A 20,495-nucleotide genomic window follows, 5' to 3' on the forward strand; every position below is an offset into this window, starting at 1 on the left:
TCATGGAGCAGATGGCCAATCGGGCTCAGACCATCGCCGCTGACGCCCTGATTGCAGCTGGCGGTTTCTTCCTGGCGTACCTGCTGTCCTCTGGTCAGTTCCTGGATACTGTCGATCCTGATCTTCCTGCCTTGAAGCTACTTCAACTGATCGGAATCTATACCGGTCTGGCCGCGCTGTTTTCGACGCTGTTCCGCCGCGAGCTGTCGCCCTGGCGATACGTCTCGATCCCCGACGCCCTGGTCCTGGCCCGCACGGCCTTTCTCACCGCTGGCGTCTTCCTGCTGCTGGTGTTCGTGCTCAATCGCGCCGAAGGCCTGCCGCGCTCGGCCCTGGCCATGGCCGTGATCTTCCAGATGGGCGGTTCGATGGGCGCGCGCCTGATGCGCCGCGCCATGCACGAGCACGCACTCGACAGCTTCTCCCCGCTCAAGACCATCAAGGACCGCGCGCCGAACGCGCCGTCGCTGCTGCTGATCGGCTCGCCGGCGCTGGCCGACTCCTACCTGCGCGACGCCGCGCGCCGGCATGATCAGGCCTGGACCCCGGTCGGCATCGTCAGCCCCGACGCCCGCGACCTCGGCCAGCAAGTCCGCGGCGTCTGCGTCATCGAGAGCCTCGCCAACCTGGACGAGGCCCTGGCCGACCTGCGCCGGTGGAACCGCTATCCGCGCGCGATCCTGTTCCTCGACGAACCGGGCCGCTTGAAGGGCCTGACCGCCGACCAGTTGGGCCAGCTCAAGAACGACGGCATCCGCCTGCTGCGCCGCCCTTCGATCGTCGAACTGGCCCACCACGAGGGCATGCCGCTGCTGCCGATGCGCGAGATCAGCGTCGAGGAACTGCTGGCTCGCGATCCGATCGAGCTCGATCACGCCGCCGTCGGCGCGCTGATCCAGGGCCGCCGCGTCCTGATCACCGGGGCCGGAGGCTCGATCGGCGCCGAGTTGGTGCGCCAGGTCTCCCAGTTCCGCGCCGCCCACGTCACGGTGATGGATTTCTCCGAGACCTCGCTGTTCGAGATCGACCGTGAGATGTCCGAGACCTGGCCGCAGCTGTCGCGCACCGCCGTGCTCTGCGACGTGCGCAACGCTCACCGCCTGCACCAGGCGTTCCAGCGCGAGAAGCCCGACCTGGTGTTCCACGCCGCGGCGCTGAAACACGTCTCGATGGTCGAACAGCATCCCTGCGAGGGCGTGCTGACCAACGTCGTAGGCACCTGGAACGTGACCGAGGCGGCGCGCGCCTGCGGCGCGGCGCAGATGATCCTGATCTCGACCGACAAGGCCGTCGATCCTTCGAACGTCATGGGGGCCACCAAGCGCCTCGCCGAGGCGGTCATCCAGTCCCAGCAGTCGGGGCAAGGCACTCGCTTCTCGGCGGTCCGGTTCGGCAACGTGCTCGGCTCGGCTGGCTCGGTGGTGCCGATCTTCCGCTCGCAGATCGAGCGCGGCGGGCCGGTTCGGGTGACGCACGAGAACATCGAACGCTTCTTCATGACCATCCCCGAGGCCGCCCAGCTGGTGCTGCACGCCACCGCGCACTCGGCCGAGGGCGAAGAGACTCAGCACGCCCGCCTGTTCCTGCTGGAGATGGGCGAACCGGTGCGAATCATGGACTTGGCCCGCCAGATGATCGCGCTGTCCGGTCACGTGCCGGGCAAGGACATCGAAATCGAGGTGACGGGCCTGCGTCCTGGCGAAAAGCTCACCGAGCTGCTGCTCGACGAGACCGAGCGCTCCCTGCCCTGCGCGCCGAAGGTCATGGAGGTCGTCTCCTCCTCGGCGCTGCGGATCACCGCCAATCACCTGATCGAGCTGGAAGCCATGGCCCAGGGCGGCGACGTCGACCAGGTGCGCAGCAAGCTGTTCGACATCGTGGCCCAGGTGCGAGGCGAAAAGCCCTCGACCCCGGCCCTGCGGGTGGTGTCGAGCGCCTGAGGCCCCCTGCGGCGCGGTGCGGACGTGACGCGGCCGCGCCGAAAGTATAATCCGGCGATATGGCGATAATTCTGGTCACCGGCTCGGCCGGCTTCATTGGCTCCCATGTCGCGCATCGTCTGCTGGACCGCGGCGACACCGTGGTGGGCCTGGACAACCTCAACGCCTATTACGACCCGACGCTGAAGCAGGCGCGGCTGGCGCGGCTCGAGGCCCGCGAAGGCTATCGGCACGCCTTCATCGACCTCGCCGACCGCGAGGCCATGGCGCGGCTGTTCGCCGAGGCCAAGCCCGACCGGGTGATCCACCTGGCCGCCCAGGCCGGGGTTCGCTACAGCCTCGAACAGCCCGCGGCCTATGTGGACGCCAACCTCGTCGGCTTCGGGAACATCCTGGAAGGCTGCCGCGCGGTGCAGGCCCAGCACCTGGTGTTCGCCTCGACCAGCTCGGTCTACGGCGCCAACGGCAAGCTGCCGTTCTCCGTGCATGACAGCGCCGTGCACCCGATCACCCTCTATGCGGCGACCAAGCTGGCCAACGAGGCCATGGCCCACTCCTACGCCCATCTGTTCGGGATCCCGTCGACCGGCTTCCGGTTCTTCACTGTCTACGGTCCGTGGGGCCGGCCGGACATGGCCCTGTTCAAATTCACCAAGGCGATCCTGGACGACCAGCCCATCGACGTCTTCGGCCAGGGCAAGATGCAGCGCGACTTCACCTATGTTGACGACATCGTCTCAGGCGTGGTCGCCGCGCTCGACCGCCCGGCGCAGATCGATCCGAACTGGGACGCGATGGCCCCCGATCCCGCCACCAGCGGCGTCGCGCCGTACCGCATCCTCAACCTCGGCAACAGCCAGCGGGTCGAGCTGATGCGCTACATCGAGGTTCTGGAAGAGAAGCTGGGTCATAAGGCCAAGCTGAACCTGCTGCCGATGCAGCCGGGCGACGTGACGCGCACCGAAGCCGACGTCACCGACACCAAGGCCGCGCTGGACTACGCCCCCTCCACGCCCATCGAAGTCGGGGTGTCGAACTTCGTCGACTGGTATCGCGACTACTACCGCGTCGGATCGAACTGAGAATCAGCGGCCGCGGGCGCGGTCGCGGGCGGCGGCCGCTTCTTCCTTCTCGCGTCGGGCGGCCTCGCGCGTGGCGCGACGCTCGTCGAGCACCGACCAGACGATCAGGCCGATGATGCAGGCCGCCAGGAACGGCAGGGAAAACTGGCCAAGTCGTTCCATCCGGTAGGGTCCCTCACCGCCGCATCGAAGGTCTAGTCGATAACAGGGTTCCGCGCCCTGGCAAGCGGCCCGCTAGAGCCGCAGGTCCGCCGCCCCCTGCGGGAACATCGCCTTGACGTCGTAGAGCACCGCGCCGGGCTTGCCCAAGGCACGGATCGCCTCGACGCCCATCGCCTTGAACTCGTTGTGAGCCACGGCGACCACGATAGCGTCGTAGGCGCCTTGCTCCAGCGTCGCGACCGGCGCGACGCCGTATTCTGCCTCGGCCTCGGCCGGATCGGCCCAGGGCTCGTGGACGTCGACCGCGATTTCGTAGTCGCCAAGCTCGCGGACGATGTCGATGACCCGGGTGTTGCGCAGATCCGGGCAGTTCTCCTTGAAGGTCAGCCCCATCACCAGCACCCGCGCCCCGCGCACCTGGATCTCGCGGCGGATCATGGTCTTGACCAGCTCCTGGGCGATGTAGCCGCCCATGCCGTCGTTGATCCGACGTCCCGCCAGGATGACCTGCGGGTGATAGCCGGCGTCCTCGGCCTTGGAGGTCAGGTAGTAGGGGTCGACCCCGATGCAGTGCCCCCCGACCAGGCCGGGGGTGAACTTCAGGAAGTTCCACTTGGTGCCGGCCGCGGCCAGCACTTCCTGGGTGTCGATGCCCAGCCGATTGAAGATCAGCGCGAACTCGTTGATCAGCGCGATGTTCAGGTCGCGCTGGGTGTTTTCGATCACCTTGGCCGCCTCGGCCACGCGGATCGAGCTGGCCAGATGGGTGCCGGCCTGAACCACCGCGCCGTACAGTGCGTCGACGAACTGCGCGGCCTGCGGCGTAGAGCCCGCAGTCACCTTGATGATGGTCGACAGCCGATGCTGGCGGTCGCCCGGATTGGCCCGCTCCGGGCTGTAGCCTGCGAAGAAGTCCGCATTGAACTTCAGGCCCGAGACCTGCTCGATCACCGGCACGCAGTCTTCTTCTGTCGCGCCGGGATAGACCGTGGATTCGAAGATCACCACCGCGCCTTGGCTGATCGCCCGTCCGACCGTACGGCTGGCCGACAGCAGCGCGGTCAGGTCCGGGCGCTTGTAGCGGTCGATCGGGGTCGGCACCGTGACGATGAAGACGTTGCAGGCCTTCAGCGCCGCCTCGTCCGCGGCAAAGGTCAGACCGCCGGCTGCGGCCAGTTCCTCGGCCGACGTCTCCAGCGTGCGGTCGTGGCCGGCCTTGAGCTCGGCGATCCGCTCGGCATCGATATCGAACCCGACAACCGGGTACTTCTCGGCCAGCGCCACCGCCAGCGGCAGCCCGACATAACCAAGGCCGATCACGCCGATCGCGGCCGGCGTGCGGGTGAAGGGGTTCTGCAGCATCGCCGATAGGTCTCCTAGCGTCCGGTCGCCCGGAACAGCTCCGTGCAGGCGCAGAGGATATGGTAGAACGACGTGGCCGGCGCCGGCTCGTCGACAAAGGTTCCATCGGGCCGAAGCTTGTCGCGCCAGGCGCCCGCCGCGGGCGTGCGCAGGTAGCGCCGCAGCACCTCGGCCGCCTCGATCTTGCCGGCCTCGTCGCCGAACAGCAGCTCGGCCTTCAGGTGCTCGGTCTGCGGCCAGAGCCGCGCCGTCGCCTCGCGCACCGAAAAGTCGTCCCACAGTTCGTTCATGACCACCTGGCGGCCCGGGTCGATCCCCCGCCGGCCGGCGTCATAGAGGCCGCGGGCCGCGGCCAGGGCGTCCTCACGCCCGCGCAGGCGCCCCCACTTCTCCAACAGCCAAGCCCACTCGAACTGGTGGCCCGGCTCCACCAGCCGGCCGTCGTCTCCATCGACCAGCCGCCAGTCGGCGTCGAAGAACTCGCGCAGGAAGCCGCCCTTGGGGTCGATGAACACCCGCAGCGCCATCTCGACGATCTCGTCAGCCATGGCGTCCCAGACGCCGCCCTCGTTCTCCGCCCAGGCCAGCGCGCCTTCCAGCAGATGCATGTGAGCGTTGGCCTGGTAGGGATAGGCGATGTTCTCGGTGAAGCCGCCCGCCGGATTGCGCATCGCATCCAGGCCGTTCAGCACCCCGAGCGCGACCTGACGCAGGTCCAGTCGATCCGGATCGACCCGGTGCAGGGTCGCCGTGCCCAGCAGGGCGAAGGCCTGATCATAGAGCATCGGGGTGTCGTCGAGCGGCGCTCCGTCCAGTCCGACAAGCGTACGGAACAGGCCGTCCGGCCGCAGATAGCGGTCCAGGAAGAAGTCCATTCCGTACCAGGCCGCCTCGCGCCAGGGACCGTCCCAGCCCATCGCGCCGGCGGTGGCGAACACATAGGTCTGGCGGCCTTGCACGCGCGCGCGGCGCGGCCCCGGCCGCGGCTCTCCGGCGATGCTCAGCGCCTCGTGATAGCCGCCCCGCTCGCGGTCGGCGCCGTTCCGCCACCACAGCGGCAGCGCGGCCTCCCGCACCCAGCGGTCGTACCAGGCGCCGGCGGCGTCCAGGCTCTCGAAGGGGGCTTTGTCCCGAGGATCCACGCTCTCGTCCCGTCGCGGCGGCGAATCGACTTTCAACACTTCCAACCTTGTCCTCACAGCCCCTCGATAGCGCGTCGAGGCGTACGCGTCATCGCGATTGCGCCGGGGCCCGATAGGCGCAGCTTGAGGCGAAAATGCGGGCCTCAAACGACGCGCTCGGACGGCTGGCAACCTTTCCTCAGGGCGAAGCTGCTAAACAGGTCCCCTTCGGACGTCGCTTCTCACCCTCGACGCCTCGGAAATGCTCGGGCTGCTGAACTCCGCCGTTCTCAAGCTCAGGCTCTATCTGATGAAGCGGCGCCCGTTCGACAACCTCGCCCTGCGCCAACTGTTCCGCGAACGCTACGACATCGATGTCGGCATGTACTCATACGGATGCTTTGATCAGTGGCGGATGCCTGGACCTATCCGCATCGGACGCTACTGCTCCTTCGCGAGCACCGTCCGCTCCGCGCCGATCAGCCACCCCTTGGAAGCCTTGACCACCCACCCGGCGCTCCATGAGAAGAAGTTCGGCGTGGTCGACTCCGACATCACCTGGGACGAGCCGTTGATCGTCGAGTACGACGTCTGGGTGGCCCATAACGTCGTGATTCTGCCAAGCTGCAAGTTCATCGGTCGCGGGGCGGTGATTGGGGCCGGCGCCATCCTGACCAAGAATGTCGACCGCTATGCGGTGATGGTCGCAATCCGGCGCGCAAGATCCGCGATCGGTTCGAACCCGAACTGGCGGCGGCCATCGAGGAGAGCCGGTGGTGGGAGCTCGACACTCCCGAACTGCGGCGGCTCGTGCAGAGCCATGGCGACATGGTCAACCATCCGAGCGTCGCAGCGCTCGAAGCCTGGCGCCGAGGCGGGCGCGTCAGCGGCTAGCGGGCTTGAGGGTCCGCAGCAGGCCCACCACTTCAGTGATCGTTTCGCGTTCGCGCAGCGCCGCCCAGGCGGCGAAGCCCGCCAGCAGCATCGCAAATAGCGCGACATAGGCGTAGTGCCCGGCGTCGGCCGCCGCCGCCCCGCCGTAGGTCACGGCAAGGGCCGCGGCGAACAGCGCGACGCGGTCCCAGCCGTCCCAGCTTGAGAAGCCGACATGCCGATTGAGCAGCATCAGCGCAACGATCAGGGCCGTGAACTCGCCGAAGATAAAGCCGACCAGCACGCCCGGCAGCCCGCCCATGATGTTGAATCCGACGATCGCCGCGGGCAGCGCGACCATTCGGGCGATGTTGTTGCTCATCACGATGCGGCTCGCACCGACGCCTAGCGCCACATTGTTCGGCCACAGGCGGATGAACCGCACCGACTGCAACATGCCGATCAGGGCGACGACCGTGACCGGCAGGTGGAAGGCCGGTCCGTACAGCAGCTCAACGGCGAACGGCGCCACGAGAGCGAACCCGGCGGCGACGCCCAGCGCCAGCAGGACCGCCCGCCCGGCCAGCCTGTCCGCCGCCTGCTTGAGTTTCCCCACTTCGGCCCTGGCCGCGGAGATCACGGGCAGGTTCGTCGCGCCCAGCACCCGGCTCACCATGCCGGCCGGCGAACTGACCAACAACAGGACCGCCGTATAGTGACCGAGCTCGGTCACCCCCAGTTGATGTCCGATCAGGACCCGGTCGCCTTGCGAGCCGACAAACAGCAGCAGGCCGTTGACGACCAGCGGGCCGGCGAACATCGCCAGCCGCTGGGCGTATTCCTTGGCATATCCGATGGCGTATCGGCGCTTGGCGGTCAGGTGGGAGATGATCACCTGAACCAGCGGCCGGGTGATGAGGCCGTAGAGAATCGCCGTGAAGTCGCGGGTGAAATAGGCGGCGACGATGATCGCCGCCGTGCTCGCCAGTTCCGCCACCGCGATCCCCAGGGCCTCCGGCCGGAAATCGTGCGTCCGCTGCGCGCGCCTGAAATCAAGATGCATCCAGCCGCCGATCAACGGCGCGGCGGCCAGCATGATCAGGCCGGTGGCGAGCGCCGGCTCGTGATAGAGGCTCGCCATCGGATAGGCGGCGATGAGCAGGCCGAGCGCGATGAAGACGCCGCGCCCGACAAAGACCAGCTGGACGAGTTTCTGGACCTCAGGCTTGTCGCCATCGGGGTCCTGGATCATGAATCGGTCGCTGCCGTTGTCGCTGACCGATTCGAAGAAAGATGACGTCAGGATCAGCAGCGCCGCGAGGCCAAGCTGCTCTGGTCCCAGCAGTCGGGCCATGATCGTGTAGCGCGCCAACGAGCACACCTGCGCGAGGACCGACGCGGCGACATATGCTCTGATGCCTTGGCGAATGACTGCGCCCTCAACCTTCGATCAAGCCAACCGCCACTGCGACTGACGTCTCATCTGCACTCACGCCGGGGTTCACCCAGCGCCCCGGCTCGCGCCTCAATCAGGCCGTGGCCGCCTCGAAAATCCGACGCAACTCCGTCCTGTAAACGCCGAGCAGATTATCCACCTCACGCATTCCGCCCTTGATATCCGCCGCCATTTCCTGCCGCTGATCTAGGCAGTCCTCCAGGTACCCAAGCGCCGCCTCCAATTCGACGCCCGAGGTGGGGATCATCCAGTTGTACTCCAGCAAACCGAATAACCCGCTGAACTTTCGGCTGTAGGCCACGGGCACCACCGGCGTGCCCGTGGAAAAGGCTCCGATACAGGCATGCATCCGGCCCGCGACAAGGAAGTCCAGGCTCGAAATATACGATTTAGCGTCGGAAGGATTTGTGAAGTTCCCGACTCGAAGCGTGCTGGGGAATTCCGTCGCAAGTTTGTCCGCGATCCGACCATCGTCGTCCCAGGCATAGGCCTCGGCGGTCGCGTGGGGGACGAGATGCACCTCGACGTCGTCACGTGTCGCCAGTCGGCCGAGGAACCGGCGCATCAAGAGCGCATAGTCGATGCTGAGACCGAAGCGGTTGCGGCCGCTTTCAGCCTCATTGAACAACAGGCCCGACACATTGACGCCTACGCGCAGGCGTGCCCCCCCGCGCTCGCTGCTGCGATCGACGTAGGGCAAGGCGAACGCCACATCCACAGACAAGTTCCCCTTGACCGCCGGAGCCAGCTGACGGAGCACATCGAGCGAGGGCTGATCACGGGTCAGAACGCTGTCGGCCCGCTTCAGAGCCACCGACGCCAATTGGCGATAGGGCGAGCGCGTGAACGGGCCGATCGTCTGCGGAGACAACACGAGCGGCGTTCGCGCGGCCACCGCCTGCATCTTGGTCAGCCACAGGAACATGAAGCGGCGCAGGCCGTAGATGTCGGCGAAGCTGTCGCCGGCGCCGATGTCCAGGATGCAGTCCTGGTCGCCGATGACGCGGAGCGCTCCGCTCGGGTCCAGCAAGGTCCTGGTCGTCATCACGAAGACATCCGCCTCCGCCGGCGACACGTATACCGCCCCATCGTCCCGCATACCGATGATAGTGAAACGCGGGGTCAGCCCCATGTCCGTCGCAACCGCACGCGCGATCGCCATGTTGGCCACCGTCAGGGCGCCGACGCCGAGGTTGCCGGAATTCGGCGAGTGCCACAGCAGGCCGATCTTGATCGCCTTGTCCGCCATCGCCTTAACCCTCAACTCCAGTACTGCGGCGGCGTCATCCGGCGCGCCGCTTCGGGCGTCTCCGCCCGCTCTTCGATGATGTCGCGCCGCCGGCCCCCTTCGGCGCCGACGGGATCAGGCCTTGATGGCGCTCGCCAGCTGCGTCCCGATCAGTGCATTGCGACGCGAAGCCGGCGTCGCGGCCAGCAGCGCGGGCACGAACCTGTCGATCAGGGCGAACGCCGCCTCCGGATCCGAGCCGAGCGCGGAGAACCGCACCAGCACGCCGTCGGGGACATAGCCCTCCATCGCCGTCTTAAGGCGCACCGAGCGCTGGTCGCCGGCGCTCTTGGGCAGGTACTCGCCCATCCGCGTCCAGTAGGTGACGTACTCGATCCGGTCCGCACCCTTGGCGACGATCCGGCGCACCGGCAGCTCGGCCCCGCCCGGCAGCGCCATTTCACCGGCGCGCACCGACTGCAGTTCGAACCCCAACGCCGGATAGCAGGACTCCGGCCGGTGCAGTTGCAGCAGGTCGCTCTGGGTGTCGCCGTAAGCGATCAGCATCATGACCTGCTCGCCGGTTTCCAGGTCGCGATAAATGCGGCTGACCATCTCGCTGTAGAGCGTGGCGGCGAGCCCCTCGGTGTCCGGCTGCACCAGACCGTCGCTGTCTTCCGACGACCATTGGCCAAAGCGCACCGGGACGATCGCCTCGATCTTGTCGCCCGATTTCACCAGGCTGAGACGCCGGCGCGGCTTGAGGCCGTACGAGACCCCTGCGGCGCCGACGCAGGCGCCCAGGAACAGCAGTTCGCGCCGCCCGATCATGCCGCCGCTCCCTTCAACTTCAGCAGCCGCGACATCAGGTTGTCGACCGCGAAGACCAGCAGCAGGGCCGTGACGAACAGGAAGATGCCGGCCGCCATGTGGAGGAAGCCCTGGGCCACGGCGTCGCCGAAGAAATAGGTCAGCAGCACCAGCACGACGATCCGGATGATGTTGGCCACGATGGCGATCGGGATCACCAGAGCGACCAGGAACAGCGAGTAGCGCCAGGACGCATTGCGCAGCAGATAGATGTAGAACAGGCTGATCGCCACCAGTCCGGTGATGGAGTTCATGCCCGAGCAGGCGTCCTCCACCAGCAGCTGATAGTGGCCTATCATCAGCGTGACGCCCTCCCGGAACACCGGAATGCCCACGGCCTGCAGGCCTTCGGTGGCCGCGAACGAGACGAACAGTTTCAGCGGCGCGGTGATGCCGTCCATGAACCAGCCGGGCGGTGGAACCAAGAAGCCCAGATAGAACAGCGGGAACCAGTTGGTCAGCAGAACCCGCAGACCAAAGCAGGCGTAGAGCAGCGACAGGCCGACGCCGTAGAGCCCCACCACCTCAAGGCTGATGAAGTCGTAGGCCCGGCCGAAGATGTAGAGCGCCAGCGATGCGATCATCGCCGGAATGGTCAGCCAGTCGCTGCCGGGAGCCGCGGCCGCCAACATCTCGTCACGCTTGCGCCAAAGCAGCCACAGGCCGGTGACCAGCACGATCGGGCCGTGCGCGCCGGACTCCTTCGACCAAACCTGCTCACCCAGGGTGGCGATCGTCGGGATCGCCAACAGCGCCATACCCAGCGCGATCACCCAAGCGCCAGTGACCGCCAGGCCGGAACGCGGCGCGTTGTCTGATACCGCGGAGGCCACTGATCAGCCTTCGTTCATCACCGTGCCGACAATGCGGGCGCGGTCTTCGTTCAATTGGGCGGCCAGGGCCTGCATGTCGCCGATGAAGCTGCGATTTCGCCGAACCACGATCAGACTATAGCCGACGACCGTGCTGATCCGCCGCGCGTCGGCGCAGCTGTTGGCGGCCGGGGTATCGATGATCGTCATGTCGAAGTCGCGCAGCTGCTGGTCGACGAGGTCCTTGAAACGGTCGCTGGCGAGCAGTTCCTGCGCGTCGGGGGCTGCGCCGCCCGAGAACATGATCGACAGGTCCGGCAGGACCGACGACTGGATGACGCCGTCCAGCGGTTCTTCCGAACTCAGCGCCTGACGCAGGCCGATGACCGGCTTGGCCGGGCGAATAAGATCCTGAACGGTCGGATGGCGCAGGTCGCCGTCGATCAGCAGGGTGTTGACGCCAATCTGCGACAGCGCCACCGCCAAATTGACGGCCGTAAAGGTGCAGCCCACGCCAATGCTCGGGCCGCAGATCGCCAAGCCCCGACGGCCGTCGTCGACGTGCTGGGCCATGATATGCGTGCGCAGGGTGCGGATAGCCTCGGCCTGCTCGCCGTGCGGCGCGGACAAGCTGACGACCGAGGGCGCGAAGGCGAAGGCGCCCTCCCCGCTCCTGGGAAAGCTCGTCTCGCCGATCGAGGCGCCGCCGACAGGGACGGCTTCATTGGTCCGAGGCACTTGCGTTTCCTTGCTCATGCGTTCGCGAGCTTGCGACGCGCCGGTCCCCGGGCGCCGCCGCCGGACGGCAGCGAGAAGCCCATGAAGGTGCGCGGCTTGCGCGGGGCGGCGATCACCGCCAACAGCGGTGCGTCGATGATGGCGGTGACATCCTCAGCGCCGCGGACGCGGCGGCCGAACAGTTCGATCAGCAGGGACACCAGCACCCCGAAGCCAAGGCCAAAGCCAAGGGCGCCGAACATGATCAGCGGCATGTTGGGGAAGCTGGGGCTCTGCGGCGTCACCGCGCTGCCGAGCGGGACCAGGTTGGTTTCGCCGACCTCGGCTTCCTGGCGCAACTCGGCGGTGCGCGCGGCGGCCTTCTCAAACTGGGCCCGGCGCAGGTCGACCTCGGCCTGTAGCTGACGCAGACGCTCGACCTGGTCGCGTTGACCGATGACCTTGCTCTTCTGGCGCTCCAGGGCGCCAGCGCTGACCGCGTTGGCTCCGGCCATGCCGGCTGCGGCCGACCGCTCCTGCGCGACCTGCTGAGCCATCACGTTGCGCTGCTGGCGCATGGCGATCAGGTCGGGGTGGTTCGGGCCCAGCACGCGCGAGGCCTGGGCGATCGACGCGTCGATCTGGGCCAGTTGCAGCGCCGCCGCCGACGGGCCGGTGATCACCGGCGCGGCCGACGCGGCCGAGGCCTGGGCCAGGGCGCTCAGCTTCGCGCTTTCGATGTCGGGACCGCCGTCCTGCAGCACGATGCCGGTCTGCTTTTCGTAGGCGGTCTTGGCCGCTTCGGCCGAGACCAGCACGTTTTTGGCCTTCGCGGTCTGCTCATCGTACCACTCGGCGGTGCGGCGCGCGCCCTCGCGGCGGAACGCCAGGCTCGTGTCGATGTAGGCCTTGCGCAGGGCGTCGGCGACTGTGCGCGCCGATTCCGGAGAATTCGAGGTGTAGCTGATCTCGAGGATGTTGCTGCCCTCGATCAGCGAGGCCGAGGTGCCGTCGATCACGCGCTGAGCGGCCCAGCGGCGGAAGTCGCGGTCGTCGCCCGGTCCGCGCATGTCGTACTGAGTGATCAGGTTGGGGTCCTGGAGCCAGCCGAGGTCTTCGACCACCTGGCCAGCGACCCGATAGTCCTTGATCAGCTCGATCTGGGTCTTGGTGTAGGCGCGCGCGAAGCTCGGCGCGGCGGTGACCTGGCCGGTCACCGGGTCCGGCTTCACCAGATCCATCATGACCCGCGAATAGGCAGAGTACCGCGGCGGGACGATCAGGGTGACGATGAACGCGCCGAGGACGCAGCTGACCGTCGCGGCGATGGTCACCCAACGCCGGGCCCAGAGGATCCGCAGGAACTGGATAATGCTCATAGCCTGTCTCCGGCCCCCAAAGCCGCCTTAGAACAAACGCTCGCCGATGACGATCACGTCGCCCGGCTCGACCTTGTCGTCGAGATTGACCTTCAGTTTCTCGCCGGCCCGGGTGACCTTCAGCCGCCGATCAGAGCCCGCTGGCCCGAGGCCGCCGGCCTTAGCGATCGCCAGCCGATAGGTCAGGCCCGTGGCTACCGCATAGGAACCCGGCGAATTGACCTGGCCGCTGATGTAGAAGAGCTCGGCTTGCGGGGCGAAGATCTTGTCCCCCGCCGCGACCACCGGATCCTGCGAGGGATCGCCCGTCGCCAGATCCTTGATCAGCAGGCGCTTCTCAGCGCTGCCGTCGGCCGGACGCAGGATGATGTAGTCGGCGCCGGACGAGTTGACCCCGCCGACCCGCGCCAGGATTTCCGACAGGCGGTACGAGCGGTTGACGGTGACAAGACCCGGCGAGGTGACCGCCCCAAGCACCGTCACGTAACGGCTCGAATACGAAACCACTTCGACATTGACGATCGGGCTGGCGAAGTAGCCGCCCGCCTGCAGCGCCGCCCGGACCTGCTCGCTCAGCGCACGGGCCGTGCGGTCGCCGGCCGCGATGCGCCCGATCAGCGGCAGCTGGATGGTGCCGTCGGCGCCGATCCGCGCCCGGGTCTTGAAGTCCGCCCGGCCCAGAACCTCGACGTCGACGACGTCGTCCGGCCCCAGGATGTAGTCAGGCGACGGCGCCGGTTGTGCGTCGGGCGCCGCCACTGACGGAGCGACGGCCGGAGCCATGGCAGGGCCTGCCGCGGGGCTGTTCGTCTGCGCCTGCACGCTCAGCGGCACGGCGAGAGCAGCGCCGATGGTGACGATCAGTTTGGGCAGGCTATTGCGCATGGTCAGGCCTCGGTCCGATTAAAACGCGACCCCCGCCGCCAGCGCGACGACAGTCCGGTCATAGGTATACTGCGGGGCGTTGGCGTCCCGATCCTCGTAACGCGCAGTCAGGGACCAACGGATCCGTTCGCTCTGCGCGAACGTGACGCCCCCGAACACGGCGTAGCTCTGAGAGTCCGTCAACACCGGGAACACCGCGGCGAATGAGCCGTCGGTTTCGTTGTCCACGAACTCCGTCCCGAGCGACAATGCAATTCGCGAGCCAAGATCGTAGTCGCCGGCGAACCTGTAGGAGGTGGCGATGGTGTAGAGGCCGCCGATGCTGCTGGCGGGCATCACCGCCCGGCCCATGCTGACCTCGACGCGCATCCGCTCGGTCGGGCGATAGGTCAAGGCGACGTCCCAGGTCGATCCTTCGAAATCGCTGTCGGGGACCAGGCTGTCGGTCTCGACAGTCGTGTAGCCGTAACTGATCACGCCCTGCAGGCGGCTGCTGATCCGGCGCTCAAAGGAAACCCCGAGGGTCGTGCTCTGATAGCCGCTGGCCGAGGTCGGCAGGATCCGGTTCGGATATTCGGTGTCGGCATAGCCGGCATAGACAGTCAGCGTTCCCAGGGCGGGACGCGAATAGGTCATGCCGACGGTGGCGTCCCAGGTCTCTGAGTCATTTTGGAACACCACGGCGTTGCTGTTCTCGGACCAGGTCTTGTGGGCGGCGGCCGTCACGCCAAGGCCCGTCCCGCGCGTACAGCCGACCGTTCCGCCGATAGTGCTGCTTTCGATCGCGTTTTCGGAAGCCACCAGCGTCACGGTCTGCACATTGGCCTGGCCATGGTTGAACGCCGCGGCGAGTTGGCCCTCACACGGACCGAAGCGCAGGTTGAGCCCGCCTTGGAGGTCCAGATTCTCGCTATCGAGCTGGGTGTTCTTGTCGTGGAAATCGTAGCCGGCGCTGCCACGAAGAAAGAGCGACTGGCGGCTGAGCGGCAGCAGCACGTCGGCGGTGATCGCTGGGCTGAAGATCGTGTCTTCGCGCTGAATGCCGCGAATGGCCGCGGTCGCGGCGTCCGAGCGCGCGACGTTGCTGTCATGCACGACCGTGGCCTGCACGCCGAACTGGACGCTACGCGTCTCCTGCGCGAGCGCGGGCGTGGTCAGCGCCGCGACACCAAGCAAACTACCACAGACGATCTTTCCGTAATGCATGCGCGTGCCCCCCAATTCGTAACGCCTTCTGACGGGCCCAAAGCCCATCAGAGAGATAGCGCCCGCGATTTGCGCGTGCACTAACAAAGTAGGCCGGAGTTTGTGAACAATCTGCTGATGAGCAGTTCGGTTAACTAGCGCCTCCTAGTGAGCGTCCGGCGAACCCCACCTGCTGCGGCTGCGCGCAGAGCGCTACGCTTGACGTGATGGTGTGGACGACCTCCACCCAACCGGGTTCGCTGATGTGTCGTCGATAGGGACGTCACGTCTAGGGAGCGGGTCATGCAAGAGGTCGCCGTCGTCGGGTTGGATCTGCCGAAGAACGTCTTTCAGGTGCACGGGATCGACGCGGCGGGCGTCGTGGTGATGCGCAGGCAGTTGCGACGCAACCAGGTTCTCCCCTTCTTCGAGGGTTTGTCGCCCTGTTTGGTCGGCATTGAAGCCTGTGCGTCGGCCCATCACTGGGGTCGGCAGCTGATGGCGATCGGGGCATGAGGTGCGGCTGATGCCGCCAGCCTACGTGAAGGCCTATGTGAAGCGTGGCAAGACGGACGCGGCCGACGCGGAGGCCATCGCAGAGGCCGTCACCCGGCCGACCATGCGCTTCGTGGCCGTGAAGAGCGAGGCCCAGCAGGCGGTGCTGATGCTGCACAAGACGCGTGACTTGCTCGTCCGCCAGAGGACGATGTTGATCAACGCCCTTCGAGGTCACATGGGCGAGTTCGGATTGTAACCGCGCAAGGGGCCGCCGGCGTCCGCGCGGCCCTGGAGGCTTTGGTCCTCGAGCGGGATCGGTTGCCTGAGCTGGGCCTGACCGCGCTTCGCGGGCTCGCGGGTCAACTGGAGACGCTCCGAGGGGAGATCGAGCAGCTGGAGCATCAGATTCTTGACTGGCATCGGCAGGACGCGACCAGTCGTCGGCTCGCCACTATCCCCGGCATCGGGCCGATCACCGCCAGCGCCATGGCCGCAAGTGCGCCGGACCCCGCACTCTTCCGCTCTGGCGCCAGTTCGCCGCCTGGCTTGGCCTCACGCCTCGCGCTCACAGCAGCGGCGGCAAGGAGCGGCAGGCTGGGATCAGCAAGATGGGCGATGGCTATCTGCGACGGTTGCTCGTTGTCGGAGCGACGGCCGTGCTTCGCATGGCCCGCCAACGCGGCGTGGGAGGCGCTGGGATCCGGGGCCTGCTTGAGCGCAAGAAGCCTAAGGCCGCCGCCGTCGCACTGGCGAACAAGACGGCGCGGATCGCCTGGGTGCTCATGGCCCGACAGGAGGTCTATACGCCTGCGACGACTTAGAGATCGGCGAGAGCCCCCCGCAAGAGATCCCTGCCGTAGACGCCAGAGTGATGAGACGTGATGACGAACCGGCCGCAGCCGGGGACGGGCGAAACCCAGGGGGTCAGAGCGCTTCGAGCGCGTTGACGTGATTAGGGAGCCGGTCCGCGGACTTCATCAAGGCCAGCAGCTTCGACCGCTGCAGCAACAGGCCGAACACATGACTGCACTCGACCGAGCGCCGAATGTCCACTTCACCCTTGCGTCTTGGAGGTCGTCCACGCATGACGTCCCTATCGACGACACATCAGCGAACCCGGTTGGGTGGAGGTCGTCCACACCATCACGTCAAGCGTAGCGCTCTGCGCGCAGCCGCAGCAGGTGGGGTTCGCCGGACGCTCACTCGAGGTCGAGGTTGCTCACGTAAGCAAAATTTTCTAGCGGTGCTGTGTGTCGTGGCACATCATTTGCTCAGTCTGAATCCGGTGTCCAGCACGGAGCTGTTCCGGCCATAGTTGAGAAGCGCGCTGAATGAGCTTCCTCAGAATGCGCCCCTCTTGATAGAGGACGATGTTTGGAAATAGAGGACGATGTTTAGATTGGGCACAATGCAATCATTCTGCCAGGTTGTCGGCACATTGGACGCGGCGCGGTGATTGGCGCCGGTGCGATCGTCAACCATGATGTCGCCTCCCATTCGATTGTTGTCGGCAATCCGGCGCGAAAGTCACGAGACAGGTTCGAACCGGCGTTGGTCGAAGCCATCGAGGCGACGAAGTGGTGGGAGCTAAGTATCCACGAACTGCGAGAATTGATCGTCCGTGACAGTGAGATTGCGTTCGCCCCAACGGCGGCCAACGTCGGTGCTTGGCAGAATGACCACCGCGCTTTGGGTTAAGGGGGGCGGCCCGGTACAATGAGTATGCCGCCAATGAACAGCGCCCCGAAGGTCAGTGTGATTATACCACACTACAGCGACCTAGAACGGTTGGATATTTGTCTGGATGCGCTTCGACACCAGAGTCTTTCAAGTGACTTCGAGATCATTGTTGCGGACAACGGCTCGCCAGAAGGTCCCGACGCCGTTCGCGCAGTCATATGCGAGCGCGCGAGACTTGTTGTGGTGAGTGAGAAGGGGGCCGGACCTGCCCGAAACGGCGGAGTGGGGGTGTCAACTGCTCCCATTCTCGCCTTTACCGATTCCGATTGTGTTCCCGAGCCAGGATGGCTCGAAGCGGGCCTCAAGGCGCTCGAACGCTGCGATTTCGTGGGGGGGCGCGTGTGTGTGCTGGTTGAGGACCTTCAGCGCATGACAGGGAGCGAAGCCTTCGAAAGAGTTTTCGCATTCGACTTCAAGTCTTACATCACGCGTAAAGGGTTCACTGGCGCGGGAAATCTGTTCTGCAGGCGCGAGATGTTTGACCATGTCGGCGGCTTTGGCGTGGGCGTTTCGGAAGATATCGAGTGGTCTCATCGCGCGCGGAGTATGGGTTACCGCTTGGCGTACGCTCCGCAAGCCGTAGTCGGCCATCCAGCGCGCCATAATTGGAGCGCGCTCTGGGCAAAGTGGCGGCGCGTGAATCTAGAAACCTATGGCCTTTATCGCGAGCGGCAGTTTGGTAAGTTGCTGTGGCTCCTCCGGAGCTTGGCGCTACCGCTCTCAGCCGTGGTGCACACACCAAGGATACTCTTAAGCGATCAGTTGACTTCCTTTGAACAGCGCGGCCGTGCAGTCGGCACGTTGTTCAAGCTCCGGAGCTGGCGCGCTTGGCACGCCATATCTCTATTGGCTCGCACACGTTCATGAACACGCACGTAGCAATTTGCATTGTCGCCTTTCAGAACGCGGAGGACATAAGGAGATGCCTCCGGGCGGTTGAGCAATCCTCGCATACTGCATTCGAGGTGATAATTTGCGAGAACGGCGGGCCCATAGCTTTTGAGCAGCTCAAGGCCTCACTCCCGGAAAAGCTGCGGGGCGGGCAGCCGGTCTCGGTGATTTTGGCAGAACGAAATTTGGGTTTTGCAGGTGGCGTGAACATCTGCATCTCAGCGACGCCCGATGCCGACGCATGGTGGATCCTAAACCCGGACACTCAACCGGACCCCACAGCCCTTGAGCTCATGGTGGAGCGGCTTGGGCGCGGCGACTGCGATGCCGTCGGGGGGACAGTCTATCTTCCCGATGGGCGGGTGCAGTCGTTCGGCGGCAGATGGCGAGGATGGATGGCGCGGGCCGAATCCATCGGCCACGGTAGCCCAACATCCGCCAAGCCAGATCCATGCCGAATCGAGAGTGAACAAAATTATCTGAACGGCGCGTCGATGCTTGTTAGTAGGCGGTTCCTTGAAATTGCTGGCCGCATGCGCGAGGAGTATTTTCTATACTGCGAAGAAGTGGAGTGGTGCTTACGCGCTGTAAAGCGTGGCCTTCGTCTTGGATATGCGGAGGGCTCCATGGTTCTTCATCATGCGGGATCTACTACAGGTTCATATGAGCAGATTCGGAAGAGGCCCAGAACGCCAATATACCTAAACGAACGCAACAAGATGCTAACAACGCGCGACGTGTATCCGTTATTATTGCCGGTCGCCGCGTTTTCCTCGTTGGCGCTCATTTTCCTACGCTTTGGTCGGCGTGCTGCTTGGCGTCAGGTCGCTTATGGACTGGCTGGTTGGGGTGCCGGGTTAGCAAATGTGCGCGGCGTTCCGCACTTTTTGCAGAGAACCTAAGTCTAGATCTGTAGGCAGAGCCGATATTGACCTGCCCCCTTCCTGATCCCGCGTTTCGAGCGAGAGTCCGTCACCTAGAGGAGACGGACGTGAAGTAGAGCAGGTTCAACGAGGCGCAGATCATCGGCGTGTTGCGTGAGCAGGAGGCCGGGAGCCCGACGGCGGATGGGTGCCGGCGGCACGGGATCAGCGAGCAGACCTACCGCTGGAAGGCCAAGTACAGCGGGATGAGCGTGTCGGACGCGCAGAAGCTGAAGACGCTGGAGGACGAGAACCGGCGGCTGAAAAAGCTGCTGGTGGAGTCGATGCTGGACGTGTCGGCGCTGAAGGACCTTCTGGGAAAAAACTGATCGGGCCTGCAGCGCGCCGTGAGGCCGTGCTTCGCCTGCTGGCGGAGCGCGGCGTCTCGCAGAGGCGCGCCTGCGGGCTGGTCCAGGTCGATCCGAAGACGGTGCGTCGCGTGGCCCAGCCGGGTGACGCGGACGTGCGCGAGCGGCTGCGAGGGCTGGCGGCGGAGCGACGCCGCTTCGGCTACCGGCGGCTCGGCATCTTGCTGCAGCGTGAAGGCGTCAGCATGAACAAGAAGAAGCTCCTCCGGCTCTACCGCGAGGAGGGCCTGGCGGCGCGTGGCCGCAAGCGCGCCACCGGCACGCGTGCGCCGATGGCGCTGCCGGACGGGCCCAATCAGCGCTGGAGCCTGGACTTCGTCGCCGACACGCTGAGCTGGGGCCGGCGCTTCCAGATCCTCTGCATCGTCGACGACTTCACCCGCGAGGCCCTGGCGCTGGTCGTGGACACCTCGATTGGCGGCCATCGCATGGCCCGCGAGCTCGACGCCCTGATCGCCCGGCGCGGCAGGCCCGCGACCATCGTCAGCGACAACGGCACGGAGATGACCAGCTGGGCCATGCTGGAATGGACCAACCGCACCGGCGTCGACTGGCACTACATCGCGCCAGGCAAGCCGCAGCAGAACGGCTTCGTCGAGAGCTTCAACGGCAAGCTGCGCGACGAGTGCTTGAACGAGGAGGTCTTCGCCAACCTGGTCGAGGCCCGCACCGTGATCGAGCGCTGGCGGCTCGACGACAACCATGTCAGACCGCACTCGGCGCATGGCGGGCTGTCGCCGGAAGCCGTGCGGCTGAACCCCGCGGCCGGCCGACTGCGCAACTTGATCAGCTCCACCGGCCGGCCGCTACCGCCGACGATGGAGATCAACTATCAACCCCCTGGGCTCTCACAATGATCGAGGGAGCGGCGGGGGGCAGGTCACCGCGAAGGACGCGTTTCGACCGTAGGTGACGCCGGCAAGGCCATACTGCTTTCCCTGAACTGCGCCGACCGCACGTGGTCTCCCTACGACAAGAAAGTTTCGCGGCGGTTTAGCGGCGA

General features: G+C 65.8%; 18 protein-coding genes and 1 pseudogene. 8 read left to right on the top strand and 11 right to left on the bottom strand.

Translation table 11 applies throughout. The features are described from left to right. The first annotated feature begins 11 nt into the window (after positions 1-11). Positions 12-1,940, top strand: coding sequence for a nucleoside-diphosphate sugar epimerase/dehydratase (locus O4N75_RS16170; RefSeq protein ID WP_269626495.1), 1,929 nt, complete (start codon positions 12-14; stop codon positions 1,938-1,940). 59 nt (positions 1,941-1,999) lie between these two features. Then, positions 2,000-3,022, top strand: a complete 1,023-nt coding sequence (locus tag O4N75_RS16175) for an NAD-dependent epimerase (RefSeq protein ID WP_269626496.1) — start codon at positions 2,000-2,002, stop codon at positions 3,020-3,022. Positions 3,023-3,025: 3 nt separating this feature from the next. On the opposite strand, the gene ccmD is transcribed toward O4N75_RS16175, so the two are convergent. The 3 genes from ccmD to O4N75_RS16190 form a co-directional block, all read right to left on the bottom strand. Next, positions 3,026-3,184 carry a heme exporter protein CcmD gene (gene ccmD, locus O4N75_RS16180; RefSeq protein WP_267230378.1) on the bottom strand — a complete coding sequence of 53 codons (159 nt, stop codon included), beginning with the start codon at positions 3,182-3,184 and terminating at the stop codon, positions 3,026-3,028. A gap of 72 nt (positions 3,185-3,256) precedes the next feature. Continuing rightward, on the bottom strand, positions 3,257-4,546 hold the full coding sequence (locus O4N75_RS16185) for a nucleotide sugar dehydrogenase (protein WP_269626497.1): 1,290 nt from the start codon (positions 4,544-4,546) through the stop codon (positions 3,257-3,259). A 14-nt stretch (positions 4,547-4,560) separates the two neighbouring features. Then, entirely contained in the window at positions 4,561-5,688 is a 1,128-nt protein-coding gene (locus O4N75_RS16190; protein ID WP_269626498.1) for an AGE family epimerase/isomerase, read from the bottom strand. 241 nt (positions 5,689-5,929) lie between these two features. Between O4N75_RS16190 and O4N75_RS16195 the strand changes: the two genes are divergently transcribed. Further along, positions 5,930-6,661, top strand: coding sequence for a hypothetical protein (locus tag O4N75_RS16195; RefSeq protein ID WP_269626499.1), 732 nt, complete (start codon positions 5,930-5,932; stop codon positions 6,659-6,661). Here the strand turns inward: O4N75_RS16195 and O4N75_RS16200 are convergent. The 8 genes from O4N75_RS16200 to O4N75_RS16235 form a co-directional block, all read right to left on the bottom strand. Next, the gene (locus O4N75_RS16200; protein WP_348649549.1) at positions 6,551-7,969 is read right to left on the bottom strand and encodes an oligosaccharide flippase family protein; all 1,419 of its coding nucleotides are present in this window, start codon (positions 7,967-7,969) and stop codon (positions 6,551-6,553) included. The two genes, O4N75_RS16195 and O4N75_RS16200, sit on opposite strands and share 111 nt — an antisense overlap. Positions 7,970-8,069: 100 nt before the next feature. After that, on the bottom strand, positions 8,070-9,245 hold the full coding sequence (locus tag O4N75_RS16205; protein WP_269626500.1) for a polysaccharide pyruvyl transferase family protein: 1,176 nt from the start codon (positions 9,243-9,245) through the stop codon (positions 8,070-8,072). Positions 9,246-9,359: 114 nt separating this feature from the next. Then, positions 9,360-10,055 (bottom strand): exosortase-associated protein EpsI, V-type, encoded by a 696-nt coding sequence (gene epsI, locus O4N75_RS16210; RefSeq protein WP_269626501.1) that lies wholly within the window; start codon positions 10,053-10,055, stop codon positions 9,360-9,362. Further along, positions 10,052-10,867: an exosortase V gene (xrtV, locus tag O4N75_RS16215; protein ID WP_269626502.1), complete on the bottom strand. Its 816-nt coding sequence runs from the start codon at positions 10,865-10,867 to the stop codon at positions 10,052-10,054. The genes epsI and xrtV overlap by 4 nt, the downstream gene beginning before the upstream one ends. Before the next feature lie 63 nt (positions 10,868-10,930). Then, on the bottom strand, positions 10,931-11,644 hold the full coding sequence (locus O4N75_RS16220; RefSeq protein ID WP_269626503.1) for a CpsD/CapB family tyrosine-protein kinase: 714 nt from the start codon (positions 11,642-11,644) through the stop codon (positions 10,931-10,933). A 14-nt stretch (positions 11,645-11,658) separates the two neighbouring features. Then, on the bottom strand, positions 11,659-13,002 hold the full coding sequence (locus tag O4N75_RS16225; RefSeq protein WP_269626504.1) for a Wzz/FepE/Etk N-terminal domain-containing protein: 1,344 nt from the start codon (positions 13,000-13,002) through the stop codon (positions 11,659-11,661). A 27-nt stretch (positions 13,003-13,029) separates the two neighbouring features. Beyond that, on the bottom strand, positions 13,030-13,887 hold the full coding sequence (locus tag O4N75_RS16230) for a polysaccharide biosynthesis/export family protein (protein WP_267230390.1): 858 nt from the start codon (positions 13,885-13,887) through the stop codon (positions 13,030-13,032). A gap of 18 nt (positions 13,888-13,905) precedes the next feature. Then, the gene (locus O4N75_RS16235; protein WP_269626505.1) at positions 13,906-15,108 is read right to left on the bottom strand and encodes an outer membrane beta-barrel protein; all 1,203 of its coding nucleotides are present in this window, start codon (positions 15,106-15,108) and stop codon (positions 13,906-13,908) included. 267 nt (positions 15,109-15,375) lie between these two features. Between O4N75_RS16235 and O4N75_RS16240 the strand changes: the two are divergent. The 5 genes and pseudogenes from O4N75_RS16240 to O4N75_RS16260 all read left to right on the top strand — a co-directional run bounded on the left by O4N75_RS16240 (position 15,376) and on the right by O4N75_RS16260 (position 20,349). Next, positions 15,376-16,391: pseudogene (locus O4N75_RS16240) on the top strand (IS110 family transposase). A 631-nt stretch (positions 16,392-17,022) separates the two neighbouring features. Further along, positions 17,023-17,268 (top strand): hypothetical protein, encoded by a 246-nt coding sequence (locus tag O4N75_RS16245; protein WP_269626506.1) that lies wholly within the window; start codon positions 17,023-17,025, stop codon positions 17,266-17,268. Positions 17,269-17,301: 33 nt separating this feature from the next. Further along, positions 17,302-18,177: a glycosyltransferase gene (locus tag O4N75_RS16250; RefSeq protein WP_269626507.1), complete on the top strand. Its 876-nt coding sequence runs from the start codon at positions 17,302-17,304 to the stop codon at positions 18,175-18,177. Then, complete coding sequence (locus O4N75_RS16255; RefSeq protein WP_269626508.1) at positions 18,174-19,103, top strand: glycosyltransferase family 2 protein; 930 nt, start codon at positions 18,174-18,176, stop codon at positions 19,101-19,103. Before O4N75_RS16250 ends, O4N75_RS16255 begins: the two co-directional genes overlap by 4 nt. Positions 19,104-19,222: 119 nt before the next feature. Further along, a protein-coding gene (locus O4N75_RS16260; protein ID WP_269629384.1) for an IS3 family transposase occupies positions 19,223-20,349 on the top strand; the annotation gives its coding sequence in 2 pieces (ribosomal slippage) (positions 19,223-19,442 and positions 19,442-20,349; 1,128 coding nt in all). Positions 20,350-20,495: the final 146 nt, after the last annotated feature.

The sequence above is a fragment of the Phenylobacterium sp. NIBR 498073 genome, assembly GCF_027286305.1.
In the GTDB taxonomy this organism is placed as follows: domain Bacteria; phylum Pseudomonadota; class Alphaproteobacteria; order Caulobacterales; family Caulobacteraceae; genus Phenylobacterium.

What these genes read in the sequence shown, in the direction of transcription:
- O4N75_RS16170 (WP_269626495.1), top strand. Translation starts at nt 12, where the DNA reads ATGGCCAATCGGGCTCAGACCATCGCCGCTGACGCCCTGATTGCAGCT.
- O4N75_RS16175 (WP_269626496.1), top strand. Translation starts at nt 2,000, where the DNA reads ATGGCGATAATTCTGGTCACCGGCTCGGCCGGCTTCATTGGCTCCCAT.
- ccmD (WP_267230378.1), bottom strand. Translation starts at nt 3,184, where the DNA reads ATGGAACGACTTGGCCAGTTTTCCCTGCCGTTCCTGGCGGCCTGCATC.
- O4N75_RS16185 (WP_269626497.1), bottom strand. Translation starts at nt 4,546, where the DNA reads ATGCTGCAGAACCCCTTCACCCGCACGCCGGCCGCGATCGGCGTGATC.
- O4N75_RS16195 (WP_269626499.1), top strand. Translation starts at nt 5,930, where the DNA reads ATGCTCGGGCTGCTGAACTCCGCCGTTCTCAAGCTCAGGCTCTATCTG.
- O4N75_RS16205 (WP_269626500.1), bottom strand. Translation starts at nt 9,245, where the DNA reads ATGGCGGACAAGGCGATCAAGATCGGCCTGCTGTGGCACTCGCCGAAT.
- epsI (WP_269626501.1), bottom strand. Translation starts at nt 10,055, where the DNA reads ATGATCGGGCGGCGCGAACTGCTGTTCCTGGGCGCCTGCGTCGGCGCC.
- O4N75_RS16225 (WP_269626504.1), bottom strand. Translation starts at nt 13,002, where the DNA reads ATGAGCATTATCCAGTTCCTGCGGATCCTCTGGGCCCGGCGTTGGGTG.
- O4N75_RS16230 (WP_267230390.1), bottom strand. Translation starts at nt 13,887, where the DNA reads ATGCGCAATAGCCTGCCCAAACTGATCGTCACCATCGGCGCTGCTCTC.
- O4N75_RS16250 (WP_269626507.1), top strand. Translation starts at nt 17,302, where the DNA reads ATGAACAGCGCCCCGAAGGTCAGTGTGATTATACCACACTACAGCGAC.
- O4N75_RS16255 (WP_269626508.1), top strand. Translation starts at nt 18,174, where the DNA reads ATGAACACGCACGTAGCAATTTGCATTGTCGCCTTTCAGAACGCGGAG.